This window comes from Agrobacterium sp. NPDC090273 (assembly GCF_044772305.1).
GTDB lineage: Bacteria > Pseudomonadota > Alphaproteobacteria > Rhizobiales > Rhizobiaceae > Agrobacterium.
Genome location: NZ_JBIVYN010000001.1, coordinates 201250 through 222502, shown reverse-complemented (window position 1 = coordinate 222502; position 21253 = coordinate 201250). Strand labels below are relative to the sequence as shown.

Genomic DNA, 21253 nt, shown 5'->3' with positions numbered 1-21253 from the left:
GAGTGCTATCCCGTCATCAGGCCTGTGGTTGCCACGCAAACGCCGGCAAGGCAACGTCAACCATTTGTCAACCCTAACAAAATGCGCTGGCATGAAAATCGCATCACTCTCTTCAGGAGGCATCCTGAGGGACATGAATGTCCCAAAAGAGAACAAGGACGAATGCGATGAAGCACACGGCTGGCCTGGACATATACGCCTACTGGAACGAATTGCGCGGCGGACGATCCGCCCCAAAGCGTGAAGATATCGATCCGGTAAAGCTGAAACACCATCTGGGGGATCTCTTCATCCTCTCGGACGCCGGACAGGCGTGTCCACGCTTCCGCCTGGCGGGAACCCGTGTCTGCGCCCTGTTCGGCCGCGAACTTCGCGACAGCAGTTTCTCGGATCTCTGGCTTGCGGAAAACGCCGCCTTTGCCTGCCGGATCGCCCAGGGGGTCATGCAACACACGTTGCCCGTGCTGTTCACCGCCGAGGCCGAGGATGAGTATGCGCCATCGCCGCTGAATTTCGAAATGCTGCTGCTGCCGCTGCGATCGGATCACAGCGAAGCGCCAAGGCTTCTGGGAGCCCTCCTCCCAGAAAAGCCCCGCCCTGAATTTGCGTCGCCGATCGACAGCATGGCGTTGATCAGCAGCAATCTCCTGCGCATCGAAACCTTCGGCAGCGAGCCGCTGGATCGTTATCGCCACCCCTGAAGCGGGCTGGTGGCCCATGTGTCACCAAAAGAGACAAGACCCGCAAAACTGGTGAGAATTCTATGCTTTAACAAACATGGTCTGTTAACTCGGATGCGGTAAAGACAATCAATCATCGTCTTTTATCGTTATATTGCGGCCAATGTTCTCATCCCGTTCGATCAATACAGCCCCTGTCGTCCGCCCGGTCGAGGAGACCGGTATCGAGAATGCCGTTCGCATCGGTTTCTCGGGTCGGCTGATGCTGCCCGATCATCAGGAATATGATTGCACCGCAACGGAAATGACCGCTGAAAAAGCGCAGTTCACCTGCTCGGCCATGGCGCGCAACGGTGATCGAGTGATTGCCTATCTGCAGCACATCGGCAGAATTGAAGGTACAATCGTCACCGTAACGACGGCAGGATTTATCATCGCCATCAATGCGCCCGAGCGCAAACGGGAAAAGCTCGCAGCCCAGCTCGCCTGGATCGCCAAGCGCCAGATGCTTGGCCTGCCGGAAGACCGTCGCCACGACCGTCTGACGCCACGCAACGCCAAGGCTCAGTTGATGCTGGAAGACGGCGCGCTCGTGCCATGCCGTCTTATCGACTTGTCGCTATCGGGTGCAGCCGTCGAGATAGACGACCGTCCTGATCTCGGCAGCAGGGTCCAGCTTGGCAAGCACATGACCGGCAAGATCGTCCGACACTTCATGGAGGGCGTCGCCATCGAGTTCGACCGGGTTCAGTCGGCCGACGCACTGATCGAGTTTCTCTGAACTGCAAACCGTCGCGACCGCGTTCAGCATCAGATTATAAAAGCCTGCCGTTCCCCGCGGCAGGCTTTTTCGTTTGCGGCACGTGAACGCCAGATCCGCACGTCAAGGGCAGAGCCAGAGACGGCACGAGAACTGCCACAACGTTTCGAGCACGTTCCTGAACAGAACCGCAAATGCGCCATCGGCCTGTACCATTTCTGGCCGGATTCCACGCTTAGCCCAGGACCAGAAACCGGCTCCAAGTATTTTTCCCGAAAAAAATCATTTTTTCGAAGATTTTTTTCGATGCCTTTTCTGGCTGTACCAAGCTGAAACGGTCATCCCAAAATGGGAAGCATCCTCAAAAACCACAGCTTTTCTCATGCAGTCCCTAAGGCTCGCACCTCTGACGGGACCCAAAAAAATCATTTTATACAGAGAGATAGATACCTACCAGAAGGCTAACGGCGTGATCGATAAAATTGTAATAAAATTCGATTCAAATAAACCTCAAAACAATCGAAAATACATCTCAAAACAACGGCAAATTTGCTTAAAACGAAGCTCAAATTGACCCGCCTATATTTCCGCACGGTCAAAATATACCTGCGAATGTCTCCCCAACACAGGGAGACAAGCAATGAACAAGAACAAGCGTTTCGGTTTCTTTCTGATTGCATTCATCGCCAGCGCCTTCGCACAGCAGGCTTTCGCGTCACCGGCAGCCGTCATGCGCGTCATCGGCAAAGCCAACCCGCCGATCGGCCATTATGAGTTCTGCCAGACCTATCAGAGCGAATGCCGTCCGACCTCGCTCGACAACGGCCCGATGAAGCTGACGGAAGATAGCTGGAAGACCATTCTTGACGTCAACTACACCGTGAACACCACGATCACGCCGATGACCGACATGGAGATCTACGGCGTTGAAGAGCGCTGGGCTTACCCGACCACGGCTGGCGATTGCGAAGACTTTGTTTTGCTGAAGCGCAAGATGCTGATGAACAAGGGAATCTCCCCTTCCAACCTGCTCATCACCGTCGTTCTTCAGCCAAATGGCCAGGGCCATGCCGTTCTGACGGTTCGTACCGACCGCGGCGACTTCATTCTCGATAACATGCGCAACAAGGTCATGAACTGGTCTGAGACGGAGTATACCTACCTGAAGCGTCAGGACAGCGCCAATCCGGGCCGCTGGGTGAAGATTCAGGACGGCCGCGCCACCACGGCGGTCGGCGGCATCAACTGACCTGAAAAGACCATCGCCGGCTTTGAAACGTCGGCGGACAAGAACTCCCTGTAAAAGAAAAGCCGGCCCCCAGCGGGACCGGCTTTTCTGATTCAGCAAGACTTTAAAGACGGCTCAGAGAAGGCCGAGTTCAGCCAGTTCCCGTCTCAGCTCCAGCGGCATATCTTCGCCGCCGCTACTCGTTCCGCCGAGATCGCGTGGCGCTTCGGGATCGTTCAGGTAACGCCAGCCCTGAAACGGGCGTTTTGGCGCGGGTGACGTCTCGATCACCTCAGGGCCGAGCACCAGATCGCAGCGGGAAATACCGTCTTCGCCCTTGAAGGAGCGAATATCGAGAAGCTTCTGGCGCGCCTGCACCTGCCCTTTGATGACCCAGTAGAGCGAGCCGCCATCGAGCAGCTCTTCGACGCGCTTGGGAATCATCCGGGTCGTATGGACGCTGTGCGGCTCAAGGCCTGCCGCGATATTGATAAGCGAGCGCTGCGATACCCAGTCCCGAAGGTCCTCGATCGAATCCGCGCCGACGCAGAGTTTTATGAGATGGAGAGGCATGGCTCTATCAATGCCTTTTTGGCCTGGGCGTCAAGCATGGGAATGTGGGCGGGACCTGAAGTCCCGCCGTTCAACATTCGACGACGTTGACGGCCAGACCGCCGGTCGAAGTTTCCTTGTACTTCTCGCTCATGTCGTTGCCCGTCTGCCGCATCGTCTCGATGCAGGCGTCGAGCGGCACGAAATGCTGGCCATCGCCCTTGAGCGCCAGAGATGCCGCCGTAACCGCCTTGACGGCGCCGAGTGCATTGCGTTCAATGCAGGGCACCTGCACCAGACCGGCAATCGGATCGCAGGTCATGCCGAGATGATGCTCGAGAGCAATTTCAGCAGCATTTTCGATCTGCTCTGGCGAACCGCCCATGACGGCGGCAAGTCCCGCCGCAGCCATGGCGGCAGCAGAGCCCACTTCGCCCTGACAGCCGACTTCCGCGCCGGAAATCGAGGCATTGTGCTTGATGATGCCGCCGATGGCCGCAGCCGTCAGCAGAAAGTCCCTGACATCGTCGACCGTTGCATCTTCGTGGAAATGGCGGAAATAGCGTACCGTTGCCGGCACAACGCCGGCTGCACCGTTGGTCGGGGCGGTAACGACACGCCCACCCGCAGCGTTCTCCTCATTCACCGCCATCGCATAAACGCTCAGCCAGTCATTCGCCATGACCGGATTGAGCCGGTTGCTGCGCCATTCGGCATTGAGCTTTTCATAGATGGAATGGGCGCGGCGCCGAACCTTCAAACCGCCGGGCATGATGCCTTCGACCTTCAGCCCCCGCTCGATACAGCCGTTCATCGCCTCCCAGATCTGGTCGAGGCGAGCATTCAACTCGTCACGGGACACGACGGTTTCTTCGTTTGCGCGCTTCATCTGCGCAATGGTGCGGCCGGAGCGCTGCGCCATGTCGAGCATTTCGCGTGCTGTGGCAAACGGATACGGCACGCGCGGACCATTATCGATGGTCTTGCCGCGCTGACGAATGGCGTCCAGTTCCGTATCGGTGACGACGAAGCCGCCGCCGACCGAATAATAGATACGCTTCACAAGCAGCCGGTCCTGATTGTCGTACGCCGAGAAGGTCATGCCGTTTGCATGGCCGGGCAAAGGATTCTTCTTGTCATAGACAAGATCTTCCGCCGGACGGAAGGTGTAGGACGGATGGCCGGGTGGCGAGACAATACCGCTTTTCTCGACCTCGGCAATGATGCCGTCCATCGCATCCGGATCGACGAGATCGGGACGCTGACCGGTCAGTCCCAGGATCACCGCGCGGCCGGTTCCATGCCCGATACCGGTAAAGGCTAGCGATCCATGCAGCGTGACGCGGAAACGGGCAACGGTGGCGCCGGCAGGGCGTGGCCATTCATCGCTAAGGATGAGATCGAGAAAACGGTTCGCTGCGGTCATTGGCCCCATCGTATGGGAGCTCGAAGGACCGATACCGATCTTGAAGACGTCGAAGACCGAAAGAAACATGACATTGCCCTGAAGAATAGATTCACATGGCCATCATATCCAATGCCCTGACGGATCGCCACCGGTGCATTGGCCCGAAAGGCAGAACGCAATTTTCGGAAAAATCCGACGTGTCGGCAAGAACGAAGAGCGTCATGGGCTGAAACGGCTGCGACATATTCGAAGCCAAAACGAAAACAGCACGGTCTCCAGAGGAGAACCGTGCCGTTTCAAAATCTGTCATTCAGGAGAATGCTTATGGGCTGCCAAAAATGTACGTCAATGCGAGAAATGCGGCAAAGCCTGCAAGTGCGCGTAGTGTAACGCCCCAGCAAGATTTCTGAGCGGTTTCTTCCATGATTACTCCAGCTGTTCACTCTCCGGGCGGCCTTCAGCTCAGCCCGTTGGTGAAGCATTTATTAAAATCTCGCGGCGAACGCAAATGCAAAAAACGGCGAAATGGAGGCATTTGCGATAAGCTGCCATTCGCGAGGCGCATAGCTACATGAAAAAACAAGGCCTTAGCAGCGGGCATTTTTCCCGTCCGATTTTCTGACCGCCGCAATTTAGACCAAAGTGTAACTGTTCGATGAATGCAGCGCAAAACGGGCTGTTGATAACCTCTGTTCAGCGACGGCTGCCAAGGACTTGAAAGCCCCGTCCCGCTGCTTTATCTCGTCGAAAAATTGAACTGGAAACGAGGCAACACAGTCGATGCAAACAGCGTCATCTTTTCCCGATCGCGAAACCGTAGCGTCGAAACTGGCGTCCTTGTCTCCAGAGGACAAATCCTGGCTCGCACTGTTGATGGAAAATGCCGTGCAGGACGAAAACCTGCTGGAAGGCGTCCATCTTTATCTCGACCAGCAGGCGGGAGCTCCTTTCCTGAACAGCCTGAAACTGGAAGCCTGCGGTGAGTGGATCGGCGCCAACGCGCCTGCCCGCCTGCAGATCAGGCTGGCAGAGATAGCAAAAGCCGGCCAGCATCCGGCCTATCTGGCATTCCGCAAAGGCCTGACAAAATCGGCCGGTCTTGAGAAAGCCTACCCCAAGGCGCCGATCTAAGGGGTCGGGGTACCGGGTTTCAATCCGGCACCTTCTCGACCACGGCGATGATCGGTCCCATCTGAAACAGCGAATCCCGGCGCTTCATCGCCGGTATGTCGACGCTCGAAATCGTGCCGTCGAGATAAAGCGCGTTAGGGGAATCGAGCACATCGCGAAACAGGGTGGCGAAATCGTAGAAGCGAACCGTGCTTTCCGAGATCACGAAATGCACGACGCCGTCGCGCGAAACGCCAACACCGTTGCGACGCTTGAAACTGTCGCTATCCGGCAGGAAACGTGGGTGAAGCTGGTCGTCGATCACCAGCATCGGCCCGGACTGCGTCGCGAAATCCGGCTTCATTCCCGCCGCAACATAGGCTTCTGTCGCCAACACGCCGGCCGTTTGCCCGTTGAGATAAAACACCCCGTTCGGCAGCAGATGGAAATTGCCCCAACCATCATTGGTGACAATCGGTGAGCGCTCGACACCGTTTTCGATGAAGAGCCCAACCGGCGAATAGTCTTGATGGTACATGCCGCCATTCATGGCAAAGACGCTGAACATGTGTTGTCGCCACAGGCCGGACGAGAGACTGGCAAAAGAGCCATATCCCTCGCCGGAGACATGATCGCGATCATAGATCCGGATATCGTTTTGGGTCGGATCGAAACTGCAGACAAGATAGCGGCCGCCGGCGTGGTCAATGGCCTTGCAAAAATCCGGCTGCGCGCCAGCATCAGCCGAAAACGGCAACAGCAACGGCACGAGCCACGTCATCAGTCTTTTCATCAATCGTCCGTTCACGCCTTCGCGCCAAAGCAACGGCGCGATTCTTTCAGCGCGGACTTTGCGGGCAGAATGCGGGCAAAGAAAAGGCGCCGCCCTGTATGCAGGGTGACGCCCTATCCGGAAAAGGGAAGATATTCTTAGCGACGGGCGGCGCGATCTACGCTTCGGCCGGCATCCTGCGTCGCATCAACAGCATTTGCCGTATCCCGGCCCACGCCGCGGATGGTGTTGCCGCAAGAGCTTAGTGTCACGACTGTTACGATGGCGACGGCAAAAACAGAAACGATGCGTGTGATCATGTGAATAACTCCCCTAAGGCTTGCCGCTCCAGGGCAAGCACCAATGTGATAAGCCTCACAATAACGTGAGCCGTAAAAAACGGTTCCATCGGCAATTCAAAAAATACAACCGCGAAATTAACCGGGTTTTGAAGCTCTGCAGGCATGGTCTTTCAAACTGGAAAAAGCGCGTGAACGAAATGAGCGAACCGAACAAGCGATTGCTGGTGATGACGGCGGGTGGTGCCAACCCGAACGTGATGATCAACGCTCTCGCAACGCATTTTCCGGATATCCATGTTTTTCTGGAAAACCCTGAAGGCAAAGGCGAGATTTTCAAGCGTCGTGCACGCCGCCTCGGCTGGCTGACTACTGCAGGCCAGATGGGCACGATGGTTGCCTCGAGGCTCGGCAAACGTTTCACCGCCCGACGAACGGCTGAGATCATTGCCGAACACGGCCTCAACGCAGAAATCGGCAGCGCGATCCCGGTGGCGCGCTTTTCCTCCCTGAACGATGAAGACTGCCACAGGGCAGCCGAAAAACTGCAGCCTGCCGTGATCTTCACCATCTCGTGCCGGATCTTGAAGCCCAGGACACTGGCAAGTTTTGAATGCCCCGTCATCAACTTTCATGCCGGTATAAACCCGGCCTATCGTGGCCAGATGGGTGGTTACTGGGCACTGGTGGAAAATGACAAAGGCAATTTCGGTGCGACCGTGCATCTCGTCGACAAGGGCGTAGACACAGGCGCAACGCTTTATGAAATGCGCATGAAACCGGCACGCAACGACACGATTTCCACCTACCCCCTGCTCCTCACAGCCGGATCGATCGATATCGCCGTCAGCGCCATCGAGGATGCACTGTCAGGAAGCCTGTCGCCGCAGCCGCCTTTGCCGGGAAAATCCGTACTGCGATATCCGCCGCCGCTGTGGACCTGGCTGTGGAACGGCGTGACGCGGCGCATCTGGTGATCCGTCACCGGGCAAAGCGCCCAAGCCGCGTCGCAGATGCAAGGCTGTCTTGCCGCAACGGGTAAAGACGCAACCGCAAAAAACGTGCATGATAATCAAAAGGAACATGCACAAATTGTCCAGAATTTCAGCCTCCATAGAAGCCTCACCGGCGCAGGTGCTGGGCTCCGAGAGCCTCGCAAACCTCTTTCCGCCCGCGACCGCCGTCTACCTGACTGACCTCGGACCGACGTCACAGGACAGGCTTGTCGAGGCTGCGAAGCATCTGCGCGATCTGGGTTACAACCCGGTTCCGCATTTTGCCGCCCGCAGGCTGCCATCGCGTGACAGGTTCGAGACGCTGGTCAAACGTCTCGCCGACGAAGCGGTGCTGACAGATGTGCTTGTCATTGGCGGCGGCGTGGACAAGGCCGCAGGCCCCTTCTCGTCGAGCATGGAGCTTCTGGAAACGGGAATCTTCGACAGTCTCGGCATCAGGCGTATCGGCGTTGCCGGTCACCCGGAGGGCAGCCCCGATTTCAGTGAGGAGACCGCACTCGCAGCCCTGAAGTTCAAGCAGGATTTTGCCGAACGCAGCGACGCCTCGATGCATATCGTCACACAGTTCGGCTTTGACGCTGCCCGTTTCATAGGCTGGGCGGAAGGCCTTGCCGCCTCCGGCATCGATCTGCCTGTGCACATCGGCGTTTCCGGCCCGGCCAAGATCACCACTCTGGTGAAATACGCAGCATTATGCGGGGTCGGCAACTCGATCGCCTATCTCAAGAAGAACGCGCTCTCCCTGACAGCGCTGGCCAAGGGCCACTCGCCGGAAGGTGTTGTCGGCCCGATCGAGAGACACTGGCAGGAAAACCCGGCAGGCCCCATCCGCCAGATTCATGTCTTCCCATTCGGCGGGCTGCAAAAATCGGCAGAATGGCTGAGGGAGCGCGGAAGCTGGCAATCGAACGCCGAAGATCGCGATGACCTACCCGGCTCTCTCGCCGGGTAAGGGTCCTTCGCACCATCAGGCGGCTTTGGCAGCATCCAGAAACGCGTTGCGAATGCTCTCGGCAACGGCCTGGATGGGGCGTGACGGCTTTTCACCGACGATCAGGCGGATATCGAAACAGCCGAGTTCGGGAAGCCCTTCCTTGTCCCCGAGAATGACCATGTCGTTCTGCACATAGGATCGCGGCAACGGCGCGATGGCAAGATCGGCGATGATCGCCGCACGCTGCGCCATGGTGTGACCGCTGAGATAGGCGACGCGGAAATTGCGCCCGCGCTTTTCAAGCGAGTTGATTGCCTCGGAACGCCAGATGCAACCCTCTTCCCATATGGAAATCGGCAGCGGATCGCGAAGATGGGCCGTTCCGCATTTTGCCCCCGTCCAGACAAGACGTTCGCGCATCAGCACCTCGCCGGTATCGCGCAGCGGATGGGAGGCACAGTTCACAAGCGCCAGATCGAGACGCTGCTCATCCATGCGCTTATAGAGATTGGAACTGGAATCGATCGTGACATCGATCATGATGCCCGGAAACGCTTCGGCAAAACGCTTGAGAATGCCGGGCAGAAGCCCGCGCTCACCAATGTCTTCAGGCGCACCGAGGCGCACGACGCCAGAAAGCTCCGGCATGACGAAGCGTGACACGGCCTCGTTCGACAAGGCAATCATGCGTCGCGCATAGGTCAAAAGCGTCTCGCCATGCGCCGTCAGCGTCACGGAGCGGGCATCGCGCAGGAACAGCGTCGTCTTCAACTGTTCCTCGAGTTTCTTGATCTGCATGGAAACGGCGGATGGCGTTCTGAACACCACTTCGGCGGCCGTGGAAAAGTTTCCGGTTTCGGCAATCGCCACGAAGGTTCTCAAAATGTCGTTGTCCAACAACGGCAGGGGTTGGCGGAACGTAACGGTCATAGCGCTCACCTTCAAATATTTTGATTTATAGATGGATATCATTTCGTTTGATTGAATGTCAACAATCCTGCACGATCCCAGTCAACAAGGAGGCGCCAGCAAAGAATGCACGACATTCATGGCGTCCACCTCGCCAAGTTCTCCGCTTCCCCTGGTGCGCGGAAAAGCAAGCCTGTCTTGCAGCACAGACGTTCTCAAGAACGATGCATAACATTGATGAATGATATAAAATTCATTCGTTTGATTGATGAAAAATCCAGGCGCATACCGGAATGGTAATCGAGATCGTGGTTACGGAAAGGATCAAGACATGACCATGGTACACACGCATCCAACCGCAAGCCGTTCAAGTGCACGGCTAACATCAACTGTCTGGCTGCACCGTCTGGCCGGCTATGTTTCGGAGTTTGCTGCCGCACGGCGCCGCGCCAGAATGATGCGCGCACTGGAAGCACTACCCCCTGAGACATTGAAGGATATTGGATGGCCAACGACGGACAACAACAGCGCCCGTATCGTGCGCAAATAGAACAATGACGGCTCGCAATCGAAAAATGATTGCGAGCCGCATTTTTATTTTCGGAAAGAAGCCCTTCCAGCACCGGGCGATGCCTATTTTAAAAGCGGCCTGACGCCTCTTTTCAAAGCGATCAGCAAAATTTGCATATTTCAAAAGCGCTTTTTTGACAGCCCCATATCCGCGACGTATTTTGCGTCTAATATGTCGCATACAGGATATCCAGAACACCAATTCCAAGCAAGGAATTGCGTATTCGCAAAGGAGCCGGGCAAATGAGCAAATCGTCCCAAAAGAAACGCTCGATCGTCTTTTTTCTTGTTCCGCAATTTACCCTGCTGCCGTTCACGGCCGCCGTCGAAACGTTACGCATCGCCAATCGTATGCTGGGCTATAAGGCCTATGAATGGCGCCTTGCGTCTGCCGATGGTCAGAAGGTCATGTCATCGAGCGGCATCTGTCTTGAGGCCGACACCTGTCTTGCCGACGAGCGGCGCTATGTCAGCGGTGAAAACCGGCCTGAAATGGCGATCATCTGTTCCGGCATCGATGTCGACCAATACCACAACAAATCCGTCAACGCCTGGCTTCGCGAAGCCTACAACCGCGGCATTTCGATCGGAAGCCTCTGTACGGGCGCCCATATCCTTGCTCAGGCGGGCCTGTTGAACGGCAAGAGATGTGCGATCCACTGGGAAAACCTGCCCGGCTTTTCCGAAGCCTTCCCGCAGGTGGAAGTCTACGCCGATCTCTACGAAGTCGATTCCAACATCTACACCTGTGCCGGCGGCACCGCGTCGCTGGACATGATGCTGAACCTTCTCAGACAGGATTTCGGCGACAACCTCGTCAATCGTGTCTGCGAACAGCAATTGACCGACCGTGTCCGCAACCCGCACGACCGCCAGCGTCTGCCGTTGCGCGCGCGCCTCGGCGTGCAGAACAACAAGGTCCTGTCGATCATCGAGCTGATGGAGAGCAATCTTGCCGAACCGCTGTCGCTGCTCGACATCGCCGATGGCGCCGATCTTTCACGCCGCCAGGTCGAACGCCTGTTCCGTCAGGAAATGGGTCGCTCCCCTGCCCGTTATTATCTCGAAATCCGCCTTGACCGGGCCCGCCACCTTCTCGTTCAGTCGGCCATGCCCGTGGTCGAGGTCGCGGTTGCCTGTGGTTTCGTCTCCGCCTCGCATTTTTCCAAATGCTACCGGGAAATCTACAACCGCACCCCACAGCAGGAACGGGCCGAACGCAAGCTGGTGCTCAGCGCATCCCGCATGGCCGCAGCAAGCCAGGGTAAAGCCGCGCACTGAAAGTGCGGCTTCAGCATTGCCTCCTGCCAATCGGTTTCAATGATCGCGCTACCGCCGGATCATATCCGGGTGACAAGGTTCAGGACCGCCCCACATTCATGAGAACGGCCTGACGGCATGGACCAGATCCTCAGCCGTGAGACCAAGCCCCGCCCTTTGCCCCGCCTCGCCATGCAGCCAGACACCGGCTGCAGCAGACTCGAAAACGGGTACGCCCTGCGCAAGCAAGGCGCCAATGATCCCGGCCAGCACGTCGCCAGATCCGGCCGTTGCCAGAGACGGCGGCGCATTCGTATTGACGAGCGCTCTGCCATCCGGCGCGGCGATGACGGTATCCGCTCCCTTGTAGACGACGACAGCCCCGCTGCGCGCCGAAGCTGCCTGCGCCCTTTCGACCTTGCCAAGTGTGGCATCGCCCGCAATGTCAGGAAAAAGCCGCGCAAATTCGCCCTCATGCGGCGTCATGACGAAGTGCCCCTTGCCTGACGCCATCAGCGCAAACAGGCTTTCCGGCTTTTCCTTGAACGCCGTTATGCCATCCGCATCGAGAACAAGTGAAGCGTCACCGAGAAGAGACACGAAAGCACGCGCCTTCTCAAGATCGCCAAAGCCGGGACCGAGAACAAAGGTGGCGTGTCGTTTATCCCGCAGCCAAAGACCAAGTTCCTCGACGGTGTCGAGTGGTGAGGTCATCACCGCAGTCAGCGTAATAGACAGGATATCCAGTGCGGTTTGCGGGGCAGCCACCGTGACGATGCCGGCTCCAGCCTTCAATGCGGCAAGCGACGTCATGCGCGCCGCACCCGTGGCGTGCGGCGGCCCGGAAAAGACAGTTAGATGACCCCGTTTGAACTTGTGGGTTTCCGCGTCAGGTCGCGGCAAGGCGTGTTGCCACAACTGCGGATGATTTTCTGCCACCTTTCCGGCCTGCGCGGCAAGAATACGTTGGGGGATGCCGATGTCGAACACCTCAAGCACGCCGCACAATTCCCGCCCCGGCAACAGGACATGACCGGGTTTGCGCATCATGAACGTCACGGTTCGCGCAGCAGCGAACGCCGCCCCGAGCGCAACACCCCGTCTACCGCAAAGCCCTGAAGGCAAATCCACTGCAATGACCGGAAGCTTCGCCGCCGCAACAGCCTCGATCAGCCGCTTCACCTCCAAAGGTACATCACGGGAAAGCCCGGCCCCGAAGATGGCATCCACCACCACATCACCGACACGCGGTTCGTAACTCGCAAGCGGCATAGGCCTCGTTCCGCTCCGCTCATAGGCAAGACGGGCGTCGCCCTTGAGATTTGAAGCGTCTCCCAGCTGATAGACAGCGACATCGGCGCCGGCGGCCGCTAGCGCGCGCGTAGCCACGTAACCGTCGCCACCATTGTTGCCGCCCCCGCACAGAACCACGAAACGGTGAGCGTCGGGATAATGCCTGAGCGCTGTCGCGGCCACAGCCTGCCCGGCCTGTTCCATCAGGCCAAACAGGGCAATTCCGGACTGTCCCGCCGCCGCATCAACGCGGGACATGGCTTCAGGATCGATGAGGCAGAGAGAGGATTGGAAGATCATGCCCGAATATTCACCTCAAAACACACCGAAAGGCAATCGACACAAAAATGGGCAAAACAGAAAGATATAAATTAATGCAAATGCACAAAATATAACCACAACATGATTTCCAAACCGCACTTCAACGCGAATATGGCACAGCTCTAAAATACAGAAAATACGTCACATTTAACTCGGTTTTTTCCGATTTTTGCGAGAAAATCTCTCAAAACCACCCGGAAGCGCATGCATTTTGCCTGCAACTGTCCCTGAAACGAACTTTTTTCTTCACGCCCGCTTCCGATCTGGCACAATACGTGCATTCTTGTCGCAGAGCGGGAATAACCTGCTTTAACGGGAGAAGCGGAGAGATATTTTCTCATGAAAAAGATCGAAGCGATCATTAAGCCTTTCAAGCTCGATGAAGTGAAGGAAGCCCTTCAGGAAGTCGGACTGCAGGGAATCACGGTCACGGAAGCAAAAGGCTTTGGTCGTCAGAAGGGCCACACTGAACTCTACCGCGGTGCAGAGTACGTTGTGGACTTTTTGCCGAAAGTGAAAGTCGAAGTTGTATTGGCGGATGAAAATGCGGAAGCCGTTATCGAGGCAATCCGCAACGCGGCTCAGACCGGGCGCATCGGCGACGGAAAGATTTTCGTTTCCAATGTGGAAGAAGTCATCAGAATTCGAACCGGTGAAACAGGCGTGGACGCCATATAATCAAAACCAAATCCTGAGCCGGGGAGGCTCAGGTTTTTCACCTCGTCATCATCACACTCAAGGAAATCCTATATGACGACCGCAAACGATATCCTGAAGCAGATCAAGGACAACGATATCAAGTTCGTAGACCTGCGCTTTACCGATCCCAAGGGCAAGCTGCAGCACGTCACCATGGATATTTCGTGCGTCGACGAAGACATGTTCGCTGACGGCGTCATGTTCGACGGCTCCTCGATCGCAGGCTGGAAGGCCATCAACGAGTCCGACATGGTGCTGATGCCCGATCCGGCAACTGTCCACATCGACCCGTTCTTCGCGCAGTCCACCCTCGTTATCCTTTGCGATATCCTCGACCCGATCTCCGGCGAAGCCTATAATCGCGACCCGCGCGGCACCGCCAAGAAGGCAGAAGCCTACCTCAAGGCTTCCGGTATCGGCGATACCGTCTATGTCGGCCCTGAGCCTGAATTCTTCGTCTTCGACGACGTGAAGTACAAGGCTGACCCTTACAACACCGGCTTCAAGCTCGATTCTTCCGAGCTGCCGTCCAACGACGACACCGACTACGAGACAGGCAACCTCGGCCACCGTCCGCGCGTCAAGGGCGGCTACTTCCCCGTACCGCCGGTCGACAGCCTCCAGGACATGCGTTCTGAAATGCTGACGGTTCTGGCCGAAATGGGCGTCGTTGTTGAAAAGCATCACCACGAAGTGGCATCCGCCCAGCACGAACTGGGTGTGAAGTTCGACACGCTGGTTTCCAGCGCCGACAAGATGCAGATCTACAAGTACGTTGTGCACCAGGTCGCCAACGCCTACGGCAAGACGGCAACCTTCATGCCGAAGCCGATCTTCGGCGACAACGGCTCGGGCATGCACGTTCACCAGTCGATCTGGAAGGGTGGCAAGCCGACCTTCGCAGGCGACGAATATGCTGGCCTGTCGGAAAATTGCCTCTACTACATCGGCGGCATCATCAAGCATGCCAAGGCAATCAACGCCTTCACCAACCCGACCACCAACTCCTACAAGCGTCTGGTGCCGGGTTACGAAGCGCCGGTTCTGCTCGCCTACTCCGCGCGCAACCGTTCCGCATCGTGCCGTATTCCGTTCGGCTCCAACCCGAAGGCAAAGCGCGTCGAAGTTCGCTTCCCTGACCCGACCCAGAACCCTTACCTCGGTTTTGCGGCGATGCTCATGGCTGGCCTCGACGGCATCAAGAACAAGATCCACCCCGGCAAGCCGATGGACAAGGATCTCTACGACCTGCCGGCCAAGGAACTGAAGAAGATCCCGACCGTCTGCGGTTCGCTGCGCGAAGCACTTGAAAGCCTGGACAAGGATCGCAAGTTCCTGACCGCCGGCGGCGTGTTCGATGACGACCAGATCGACAGCTTCATCGAGCTGAAGATGCAGGAAGTCATGCGCTTCGAAATGACGCCGCATCCTGTCGAATTCGACATGTACTACTCGGCCTGATTACCCTTCGGACGCCGTATCAAGGCGCCCGGACCGGTTTCGGCGGCTTTCCCAGGAAAGCCGCCGTTTTCATTTGAAACAAAGCCTGCTGATAAAAACCATGTCCACATCCCCCGCCTCCCAGCCCGCTGCCCGCACGACCGACTGGCTGATCTTTCTGGCCGTTCCGATCTTCTTTTCCAGCAACGTCATTTTCGGGCGCGGCGTCATTGGTGAAGTGTCGCCGTTTACGACGGCTTTCATTCGCTGGATCGGCTCCAGCCTGATCATTGCACCCTTCATGATTGCCGACTGGCGCAACTGCGTTCAGTTCATCACGAAGAAGACCGTGCTGTGGCTCTGCCTCGGCATTCTCGGCATGGGTATCTGCGGCGGTGTGGTCTATTGGGGGCTGACGGAGACGACCGCCTCAAACGGCACGCTGATCTACACGACTTCGTCGTTGTTCATCATCCTCTTCCAGCGGATCTTTCAGGGACGGAAGATCAAGCCACTGGAAATGATCGGCATGATGATCGCCTTTGTCGGCGTCGGTGTGATCGTTCTCAAAGGCGACATCAATGCGCTGTGGCATCTGAATTTCAACATCGGCGATTTCGCCATCCTGACCGGGGCGATTTCGTTTGCGATCTATTCCATGCTGTTGCGTGAGCCCGCAGCCCGCAGCATGGCTTCCCTCAGCCTTTTTGGCCTGATCGCCTTTTCCGGCGCGCTGGTTCTCTTGCCGCCTGCAGCAATCGAGGTCGCGCACGGCGGCATGCTGCCAACCACCCTCACCGCCTGGGCCAAGATCGGCGGCATCATCCTCTTCGCGTCGCTGCTGGCGTTTTATTGTTTCACCCATACGGTGCGGGTTTTCGGCCCTGCGACGGCAGGCATCACGCTCTACATGATGCCGCCGATCTCGATCGTCATGGCAACCATGTTCCTCGGCGAAACCTTTGAAACCTACCATGCCATCGGCATCGTGCTGGTCACTGGCGGTGTCGTCCTTTCCACGGCGCCAATCGGGCGCCGATAGGCCGCGATCCGCCGGCCCGACACCTCAAGGACTTGATATTTCCTTGCGCGCCCCCACATCATGTAGGGAAAGGAAGGTCATGCCATGAAACAACGAGACGCAAAATTCACGCTTGGTGAGATCGTTCGCCATAAGGTGTTTCCGTTCCGAGGTGTGATTGTCGATGTCGACCCGGAATACGCCAACACCGAGGAATGGTGGAATGCCATCCCTGCGGAAATAAGACCGGATCGCGACCAGCCGTTTTATCATCTTCTGGCTGAGAACGAGGAAACGGAATATGTCGCCTATGTCTCTGAACAGAACCTTGTTCATGATGACAACGAGACACCGTTGAGAAACCCGAACATCGGACGCCTCTTCGACAAGGCGCCAAACGGTGAATGGCGACCGAAGATGTCGACTGCGCACTAAGCGCCTGACGACAAGCGGTCATCGCACACCAGGGCATAAAAAAACCGGTCTGTTTCCAGACCGGTTTTTTCTTTCGCCATAAGCGAGAAATCAGGGCTTCGGAGCAGCCTTGGCAGCGTCCTGAGCAGCTTCGAGCTTCTTGCGAGCCTCTTCAGCCTTCTTCTGCATGCCTTCCTGCAGGGTACGCTGGCTTTCAGCGAGCTGCGACTGGGTGATCGGCGCGCCGTCATAGGCACCGGTGAAGCCAGTGAGGGCAATCTTGATCGGGTTCGGCGCACGGCGGAAGTTGATCGAGGTGAAGACAACCTCGCTACCCTTCTTCAGCGAAGCGATCATTGCATCTGTGAGCGGGATTTCGGCGGTGCACTTGTCCGGAAGGCAGACAGCGTAGTCAAGCTTCTGGCCCTTGCCGCCATCGATCTGCATCTGCACGCCCGGAGGAATGAGACGCGCGGTCGGTACGGAAACCTGAAGCAGCTTGCGGTTGACCTTGCCTTCGACAGTGATGAGGCCGACAGCGGTGATCATCTGACCGTTCTGGGCAAGAACAACGTTCTGCACGACGCAGACGTCGTTGTCTTCCTGCTTGGAGCAGGTCTTGAACCAGCCGAGCGGCGGAGCGCCAGCCGGTGCGGCAGCTTCCTGCGCCTGCGAAACAGCCGGAGCAGCAACCGCGCCCAGAGAAAGAACGAGAGCGGACAGAGCCGTCCGGGTGAAAATGTTTGCCTTTTGCATCATAAGAGTTCCGTCTCCTGAATGTCTGCCGGAACAGAACGCAAGGTCCTGCTTGTCGATGGCGGTATCCTTCTGCCCGTTCAACTGTCGTTTAAATGAGGCAAATGCGTGACCCGTCTCTTCCGGCCACCCTGTTACATGCCGTTCGGCGCGATATCCAGCGTTTCTTTAACTTTTTCTTGAGCGGAGGCAAGATTTCGGGCCCTTGCCTGCGTTCCCGGCGGGCTTGTGTTACAGTCCGGCCAGAATCAGACCGGCAGTTGAGACAGGATAGTGAAATGCGTAACCTTGCGGCCCTTATTCCCGCATTGTTTTTTTCGAGCGTCGCCTTTGCGCAGCCGCTTCACGGGATTTCCATGCACGGTACTCCCGCCCTTTCGCCGGACTATAAACACTTCTCCTACGTCAACCCGGACGTGAAGAAGGGTGGACGCGTCTCCTATGGCGTCGTCGGCACCTTCGACGCGCTCAATCCCTTTGTCCTCAAAGGAATGCGCACGACCGCACGCGGCGTATGGGACCCTGAATTCGGCAATCTGCTTTACGAACCCCTGATGCAGCGTTCGAATGACGAGCCGTTCTCGCTCTATGGCCTGCTGGCGGAAACCGCCGAATGGGATGAGGAGCGCACCTTCATCCAGTTCAACCTCAATCCCAAGGCGAAGTGGTCTGACGGCCAGCCGGTAACGCCTGACGACGTGATCTTCACCTTCAATCTTCTGAAGGAAAAAGGCCGCCCACCCTTCGACAGCCGCCTGAATGGCGTCGAGAAAATGGAAAAGGTCGGCGATCACAGCGTTCGTTTCACCTTCAACGACAAGGCGAACCGCGAAACGCCGCTGATTCTTGCCTCCTCCACCCCGATCCTGCCCAAACACGCGATCGATCCGGAAAAATTCGAACAGGCAGGCCTTGGTCCGGTCATCGGCTCCGGCCCTTATCGAATCAAGACATTGCGACCAGGCGAACGAATCGTCTGGGAGCGGAACCCGGATTACTGGGGCAAGGACATTCCGGCCAAGGTCGGCTTCGACAATTATGATGAAATCAGCGTGATGTATTTCCTGCAGGTGCCGACAATGTTCGAAGCCTTCAAGAAGGGCGACATCGACATCTACCCGGAAGGCGATGCAATCAACGGCACCTCCGACACCTCGCACTGGGGTCAGGCCTATAACTTCCCCGCCGTGCATCGTGGTGACATCGCCAAGGACGTCTTCCAGCCGAAATTGCCATCAGGCATGTTCGGTTTCATCTTCAACACGCGCCGCTCCGTCTTCGCCGATGAAAAGGTGCGCGAAGGTCTGTCCTATGCGCTCGATTTCGAATGGCTGAACAGGAACATTCTGGGCGGTGCCTTCAAGCGCACCCAGAGCTACTGGCAGAATTCGCCGCTTGGCGCTTACGGTAATGCGGCCGATGAGCGGGAACTCACCCTGCTTGGCGACGCAGCAAAACGACTGTCGCCAGAGTTGCTGGCCGGCACCTACGCATTGCCGGAAACCGATGGTTCCGGCGTCGACCGCAAGGTTCTCAAGATGGCCGTGGATACGCTGAAAGAAGCGGGCTACACCATCAAGAACGGCCGGATGAGCAATGCGGACGGACGCCCGCTGACGTTCGAGGTGATGACCCAGAATCCGGCACAGGAGCGCATCGCACTTGCCTATCAGCGATCACTGAAGCTGATCGGGGTCGACATGGCGATCCGCTCTGTTGACGATGGCCAATATCAGGCGCGGTCGAACAGTTTCGACTACGACATGATTATCCGTTCCTACCCCTCGTCCCTGTCACCGGGTGCGGAGCAGTTGAACCGCTGGAGTTCTCTATCGAGAGACGCCCAGGGCAGCTTCAATTATGCGGGTGCGGCTGATCCCGATATAGACCGGATGATCGATGCCCTGTTACAGGCCCGCTCGACAGAAGATTTTCAGGCGGCTGTTCGCGCTTATGACCGCCTGCTCGTCGCCGAACACTTCGTCATCCCGCTCTATTACATCGGAGCGCAGTGGGTGGCACGCTGGAAGTATATCGAACGACCGGACATGACACCGGTGTTCGGCAATCAGAAACAGACCTGGTGGGATGCGCGCGCACAATAGCCGCGCCGCCGGTCGGAAATTCGGAGAAAAACCATGGAACGCATCGTTATCGACGTCGTATCGGATATGGTCTGCCCCTGGTGTTACCTCGGCAAGGCACGACTCGATCTTGCCATCGCCGAAGTGCAGGATGAGGTCAGTGTGGACGTGAACTGGCGTCCCTACCGCCTCAACCCGGATTATCCGCCGGAAGGCGTCGACCAGAAAGCCGCTCTCGAGGAGAAACTCGGCAAGGAGCGTCTGGAGCAGGCGCACACCACGCTGACGCAGCTCGGCAAGGAAGTCGGCATTCATTACGATTTCGATGCCATCAAGATCGGCCCGAACACGCTCGATGCGCACCGCCTTTCACTCTGGGCGCACGCCGAAGGTCGCGACGTCCAGGAGAAGGTCGTCAACGGCCTGTTCAAGGCGAATTTCGAAGAAGGCCGCAATATCGGCGACCATGCGGTTTTGACCGACGTTGCTGAAAAGGCCGGCATGGACCGTGCCGTCGTTTCGCGACTGCTGGCATCGGATGCCGACAAGGACACCGTACTGGCAGAAATCGATGCCGCACAGCAGATGGGCGTTTCCGGCGTGCCGTTTTTCATTCTCGATCAGAAATACGCGATAAGCGGCGCGCAAACGCCCGATGTCCTGATTGCTGCACTGCGGGATATTGCAAAAATGAAGGCTGAAGAGCATAGAGCGATGAACTGACGGCAAACGCCGGCAGTTCTATCCTGAACGATATGCTGTTGGTGTTTTCCCATGTCAGACCAGTCCCTGAAGGGCATCCTGCTCGCCTTTGCTGCTTTCGCCGCATACGCCTGGAGTGATGCCAGCGTAAAACTCATCGAAGGGCAGCTTTCGCCGATTCAATCAGCGTTTTTTGGCGCCTTTTTCGGTCTGTTTGCCCTGCCCTTCATTCGCAAACGCAACGACCGCTGGATTGACATCGTCAGGACGACCAATCGTCCGCTCTGGCTGATCCGCTTTTTCGCCTCGGGTATCGGCGCGGTCGGCAGCGTCACCGCCTTTACCCATCTGTCGATGGCCGAAGCCTTCGCTTTGATCTTCCTGCTTCCCTCCTTCGTTACCATCATGTCGGTGGTGTTTCTGAAGGAGCAGGTCGGCATCAAGCGCTGGTCTGCGGTCCTCATCGGTTTTGCCGGTGTTCTGATCATCCTGCGTCCCGGTTTCCGTGAGCTGTCGATCGGCCATCTCGGCGCCATTCTCGGCGGTTTCGGCGGCGCGCTGACCATCGTGATTTTCCGTGCGATGGGACCGTCGGAAAAGAATATCTCGCTTTATGGCGCAGGCGTTCTGGGCTGTCTCGTCATCTGCGGCATCGCCATGGTGCCGACATTCGCCCCGCCAACCGGTCATCAATGGCTGCTTCTCGCCGGGTACGGCCTGCTTGGCGCGCTCGCCAACGTGCTGATCATGTATGCAGCACAATACGCGCCGGCCGCGATGATTGGACCGACGCAATATAGCCAGATGCTCTGGGCGATCTTTTTCGGTTACCTGATTTTCGGAGACCACGTCGATGGCTGGATGCTGGTGGGCATCGTTCTCATCGTCGGCTCAGGTCTCCTGACGCTGGTTCGCGAAAAGCAGCGCAAAGTTCCCCTGCCCACATCCATTGCCGCCACCGACCAGAACGTCGCGGTGGCAATGACACCGCAAGACGGCGACGACAGCAAGGCGAGCTGAGAAAC

The 21253-nt window shown here is 57.3% G+C and carries 22 protein-coding genes; 15 read left to right on the top strand and 7 right to left on the bottom strand.

Annotated elements, in window-relative coordinates:
• The first annotated feature begins 167 nt into the window (after positions 1–167).
• The 3 genes from ACIQT8_RS01105 (at position 168) to ACIQT8_RS01095 (ending at position 2689) form a co-directional block, all read left to right on the top strand.
• Positions 168–701, top strand: coding sequence for a PAS domain-containing protein (locus ACIQT8_RS01105; protein ID WP_262526169.1), 534 nt, complete (start codon positions 168–170; stop codon positions 699–701).
• A 142-nt stretch (positions 702–843) separates the two neighbouring features.
• A complete protein-coding gene (locus tag ACIQT8_RS01100) occupies positions 844–1461 on the top strand; it encodes a PilZ domain-containing protein (protein ID WP_138793811.1) in 618 nt (205 codons plus the stop codon).
• 619 nt (positions 1462–2080) lie between these two features.
• Positions 2081–2689: a transglutaminase-like cysteine peptidase gene (locus ACIQT8_RS01095; protein WP_138793812.1), complete on the top strand. Its 609-nt coding sequence runs from the start codon at positions 2081–2083 to the stop codon at positions 2687–2689.
• Between the two features lie 114 nt (positions 2690–2803).
• On the opposite strand, the gene ACIQT8_RS01090 is transcribed toward ACIQT8_RS01095, so the two are convergent.
• Positions 2804–3241, bottom strand: a complete 438-nt coding sequence (locus tag ACIQT8_RS01090; RefSeq protein WP_138793813.1) for a DUF1489 family protein — start codon at positions 3239–3241, stop codon at positions 2804–2806.
• A 70-nt stretch (positions 3242–3311) separates the two neighbouring features.
• Positions 3312–4715 (bottom strand): L-serine ammonia-lyase, encoded by a 1404-nt coding sequence (locus ACIQT8_RS01085; RefSeq protein WP_262522642.1) that lies wholly within the window; start codon positions 4713–4715, stop codon positions 3312–3314.
• A gap of 693 nt (positions 4716–5408) precedes the next feature.
• Here ACIQT8_RS01085 and ACIQT8_RS01080 point away from each other — a divergent pair.
• Positions 5409–5759 carry a hypothetical protein gene (locus ACIQT8_RS01080; RefSeq protein WP_400962478.1) on the top strand — a complete coding sequence of 117 codons (351 nt, stop codon included), beginning with the start codon at positions 5409–5411 and terminating at the stop codon, positions 5757–5759.
• 19 nt (positions 5760–5778) lie between these two features.
• Here the strand turns inward: ACIQT8_RS01080 and ACIQT8_RS01075 are convergent, their stop codons facing one another.
• Positions 5779–6531: a phosphodiester glycosidase family protein gene (locus ACIQT8_RS01075; protein ID WP_400962475.1), complete on the bottom strand. Its 753-nt coding sequence runs from the start codon at positions 6529–6531 to the stop codon at positions 5779–5781.
• 137 nt (positions 6532–6668) lie between these two features.
• Positions 6669–6830 (bottom strand): entericidin A/B family lipoprotein, encoded by a 162-nt coding sequence (locus ACIQT8_RS01070; RefSeq protein ID WP_138793817.1) that lies wholly within the window; start codon positions 6828–6830, stop codon positions 6669–6671.
• Positions 6831–7009: 179 nt separating this feature from the next.
• On the opposite strand from ACIQT8_RS01070, the gene ACIQT8_RS01065 reads away from it, so the two are divergent.
• Both ACIQT8_RS01065 and ACIQT8_RS01060 read left to right on the top strand, forming a co-directional pair.
• Positions 7010–7786 (top strand): formyl transferase, encoded by a 777-nt coding sequence (locus ACIQT8_RS01065; RefSeq protein WP_400964329.1) that lies wholly within the window; start codon positions 7010–7012, stop codon positions 7784–7786.
• An 88-nt stretch (positions 7787–7874) separates the two neighbouring features.
• On the top strand, positions 7875–8777 hold the full coding sequence (locus ACIQT8_RS01060; RefSeq protein ID WP_400962472.1) for a methylenetetrahydrofolate reductase: 903 nt from the start codon (positions 7875–7877) through the stop codon (positions 8775–8777).
• Between the two features lie 15 nt (positions 8778–8792).
• Here the strand turns inward: ACIQT8_RS01060 and ACIQT8_RS01055 are convergent, their stop codons facing one another.
• Complete coding sequence (locus ACIQT8_RS01055) at positions 8793–9731, bottom strand: LysR family transcriptional regulator (protein ID WP_262522646.1); 939 nt, start codon at positions 9729–9731, stop codon at positions 8793–8795.
• A gap of 268 nt (positions 9732–9999) precedes the next feature.
• Between ACIQT8_RS01055 and ACIQT8_RS01050 the strand changes: the two genes are divergently transcribed.
• Entirely contained in the window at positions 10000–10218 is a 219-nt protein-coding gene (locus ACIQT8_RS01050) for a hypothetical protein (protein ID WP_400962468.1), read from the top strand.
• A gap of 263 nt (positions 10219–10481) precedes the next feature.
• Complete coding sequence (locus ACIQT8_RS01045; protein WP_138793821.1) at positions 10482–11519, top strand: GlxA family transcriptional regulator; 1038 nt, start codon at positions 10482–10484, stop codon at positions 11517–11519.
• Positions 11520–11615: 96 nt separating this feature from the next.
• Here ACIQT8_RS01045 and ACIQT8_RS01040 read toward each other — a convergent pair whose 3' ends face one another.
• Complete coding sequence (locus ACIQT8_RS01040) at positions 11616–13091, bottom strand: NAD(P)H-hydrate dehydratase (protein WP_400962465.1); 1476 nt, start codon at positions 13089–13091, stop codon at positions 11616–11618.
• 360 nt (positions 13092–13451) lie between these two features.
• Between ACIQT8_RS01040 and ACIQT8_RS01035 the strand changes: the two genes are divergently transcribed.
• The 4 genes from ACIQT8_RS01035 to hspQ all read left to right on the top strand — a co-directional run bounded on the left by ACIQT8_RS01035 (position 13452) and on the right by hspQ (position 16707).
• Positions 13452–13790 (top strand): P-II family nitrogen regulator, encoded by a 339-nt coding sequence (locus ACIQT8_RS01035; protein ID WP_003515720.1) that lies wholly within the window; start codon positions 13452–13454, stop codon positions 13788–13790.
• Positions 13791–13862: 72 nt separating this feature from the next.
• On the top strand, positions 13863–15272 hold the full coding sequence (glnA, locus tag ACIQT8_RS01030) for a type I glutamate--ammonia ligase (protein ID WP_138793823.1): 1410 nt from the start codon (positions 13863–13865) through the stop codon (positions 15270–15272).
• Positions 15273–15372: 100 nt separating this feature from the next.
• Complete coding sequence (locus ACIQT8_RS01025; protein ID WP_138793824.1) at positions 15373–16293, top strand: DMT family transporter; 921 nt, start codon at positions 15373–15375, stop codon at positions 16291–16293.
• An 84-nt stretch (positions 16294–16377) separates the two neighbouring features.
• A complete protein-coding gene (gene hspQ, locus ACIQT8_RS01020) occupies positions 16378–16707 on the top strand; it encodes a heat shock protein HspQ (protein ID WP_138793825.1) in 330 nt (109 codons plus the stop codon).
• 90 nt (positions 16708–16797) lie between these two features.
• Here hspQ and ACIQT8_RS01015 read toward each other — a convergent pair whose 3' ends face one another.
• Positions 16798–17445, bottom strand: coding sequence for an invasion associated locus B family protein (locus ACIQT8_RS01015; protein ID WP_138793826.1), 648 nt, complete (start codon positions 17443–17445; stop codon positions 16798–16800).
• Between the two features lie 275 nt (positions 17446–17720).
• Between ACIQT8_RS01015 and ACIQT8_RS01010 the strand changes: the two genes are divergently transcribed.
• Genes ACIQT8_RS01010 through ACIQT8_RS01000 form a run of 3 tightly spaced genes read left to right on the top strand, consistent with a single transcriptional unit; the run spans position 17721 to position 21248 of the window.
• The gene (locus ACIQT8_RS01010) at positions 17721–19547 is read left to right on the top strand and encodes an extracellular solute-binding protein (protein WP_138793827.1); all 1827 of its coding nucleotides are present in this window, start codon (positions 17721–17723) and stop codon (positions 19545–19547) included.
• Positions 19548–19580: 33 nt separating this feature from the next.
• Positions 19581–20249, top strand: coding sequence for a DsbA family oxidoreductase (locus tag ACIQT8_RS01005; RefSeq protein ID WP_400962456.1), 669 nt, complete (start codon positions 19581–19583; stop codon positions 20247–20249).
• A gap of 51 nt (positions 20250–20300) precedes the next feature.
• A complete protein-coding gene (locus tag ACIQT8_RS01000) occupies positions 20301–21248 on the top strand; it encodes a DMT family transporter (RefSeq protein ID WP_400962453.1) in 948 nt (315 codons plus the stop codon).
• The last annotated feature ends 5 nt before the right edge of the window (positions 21249–21253 follow it).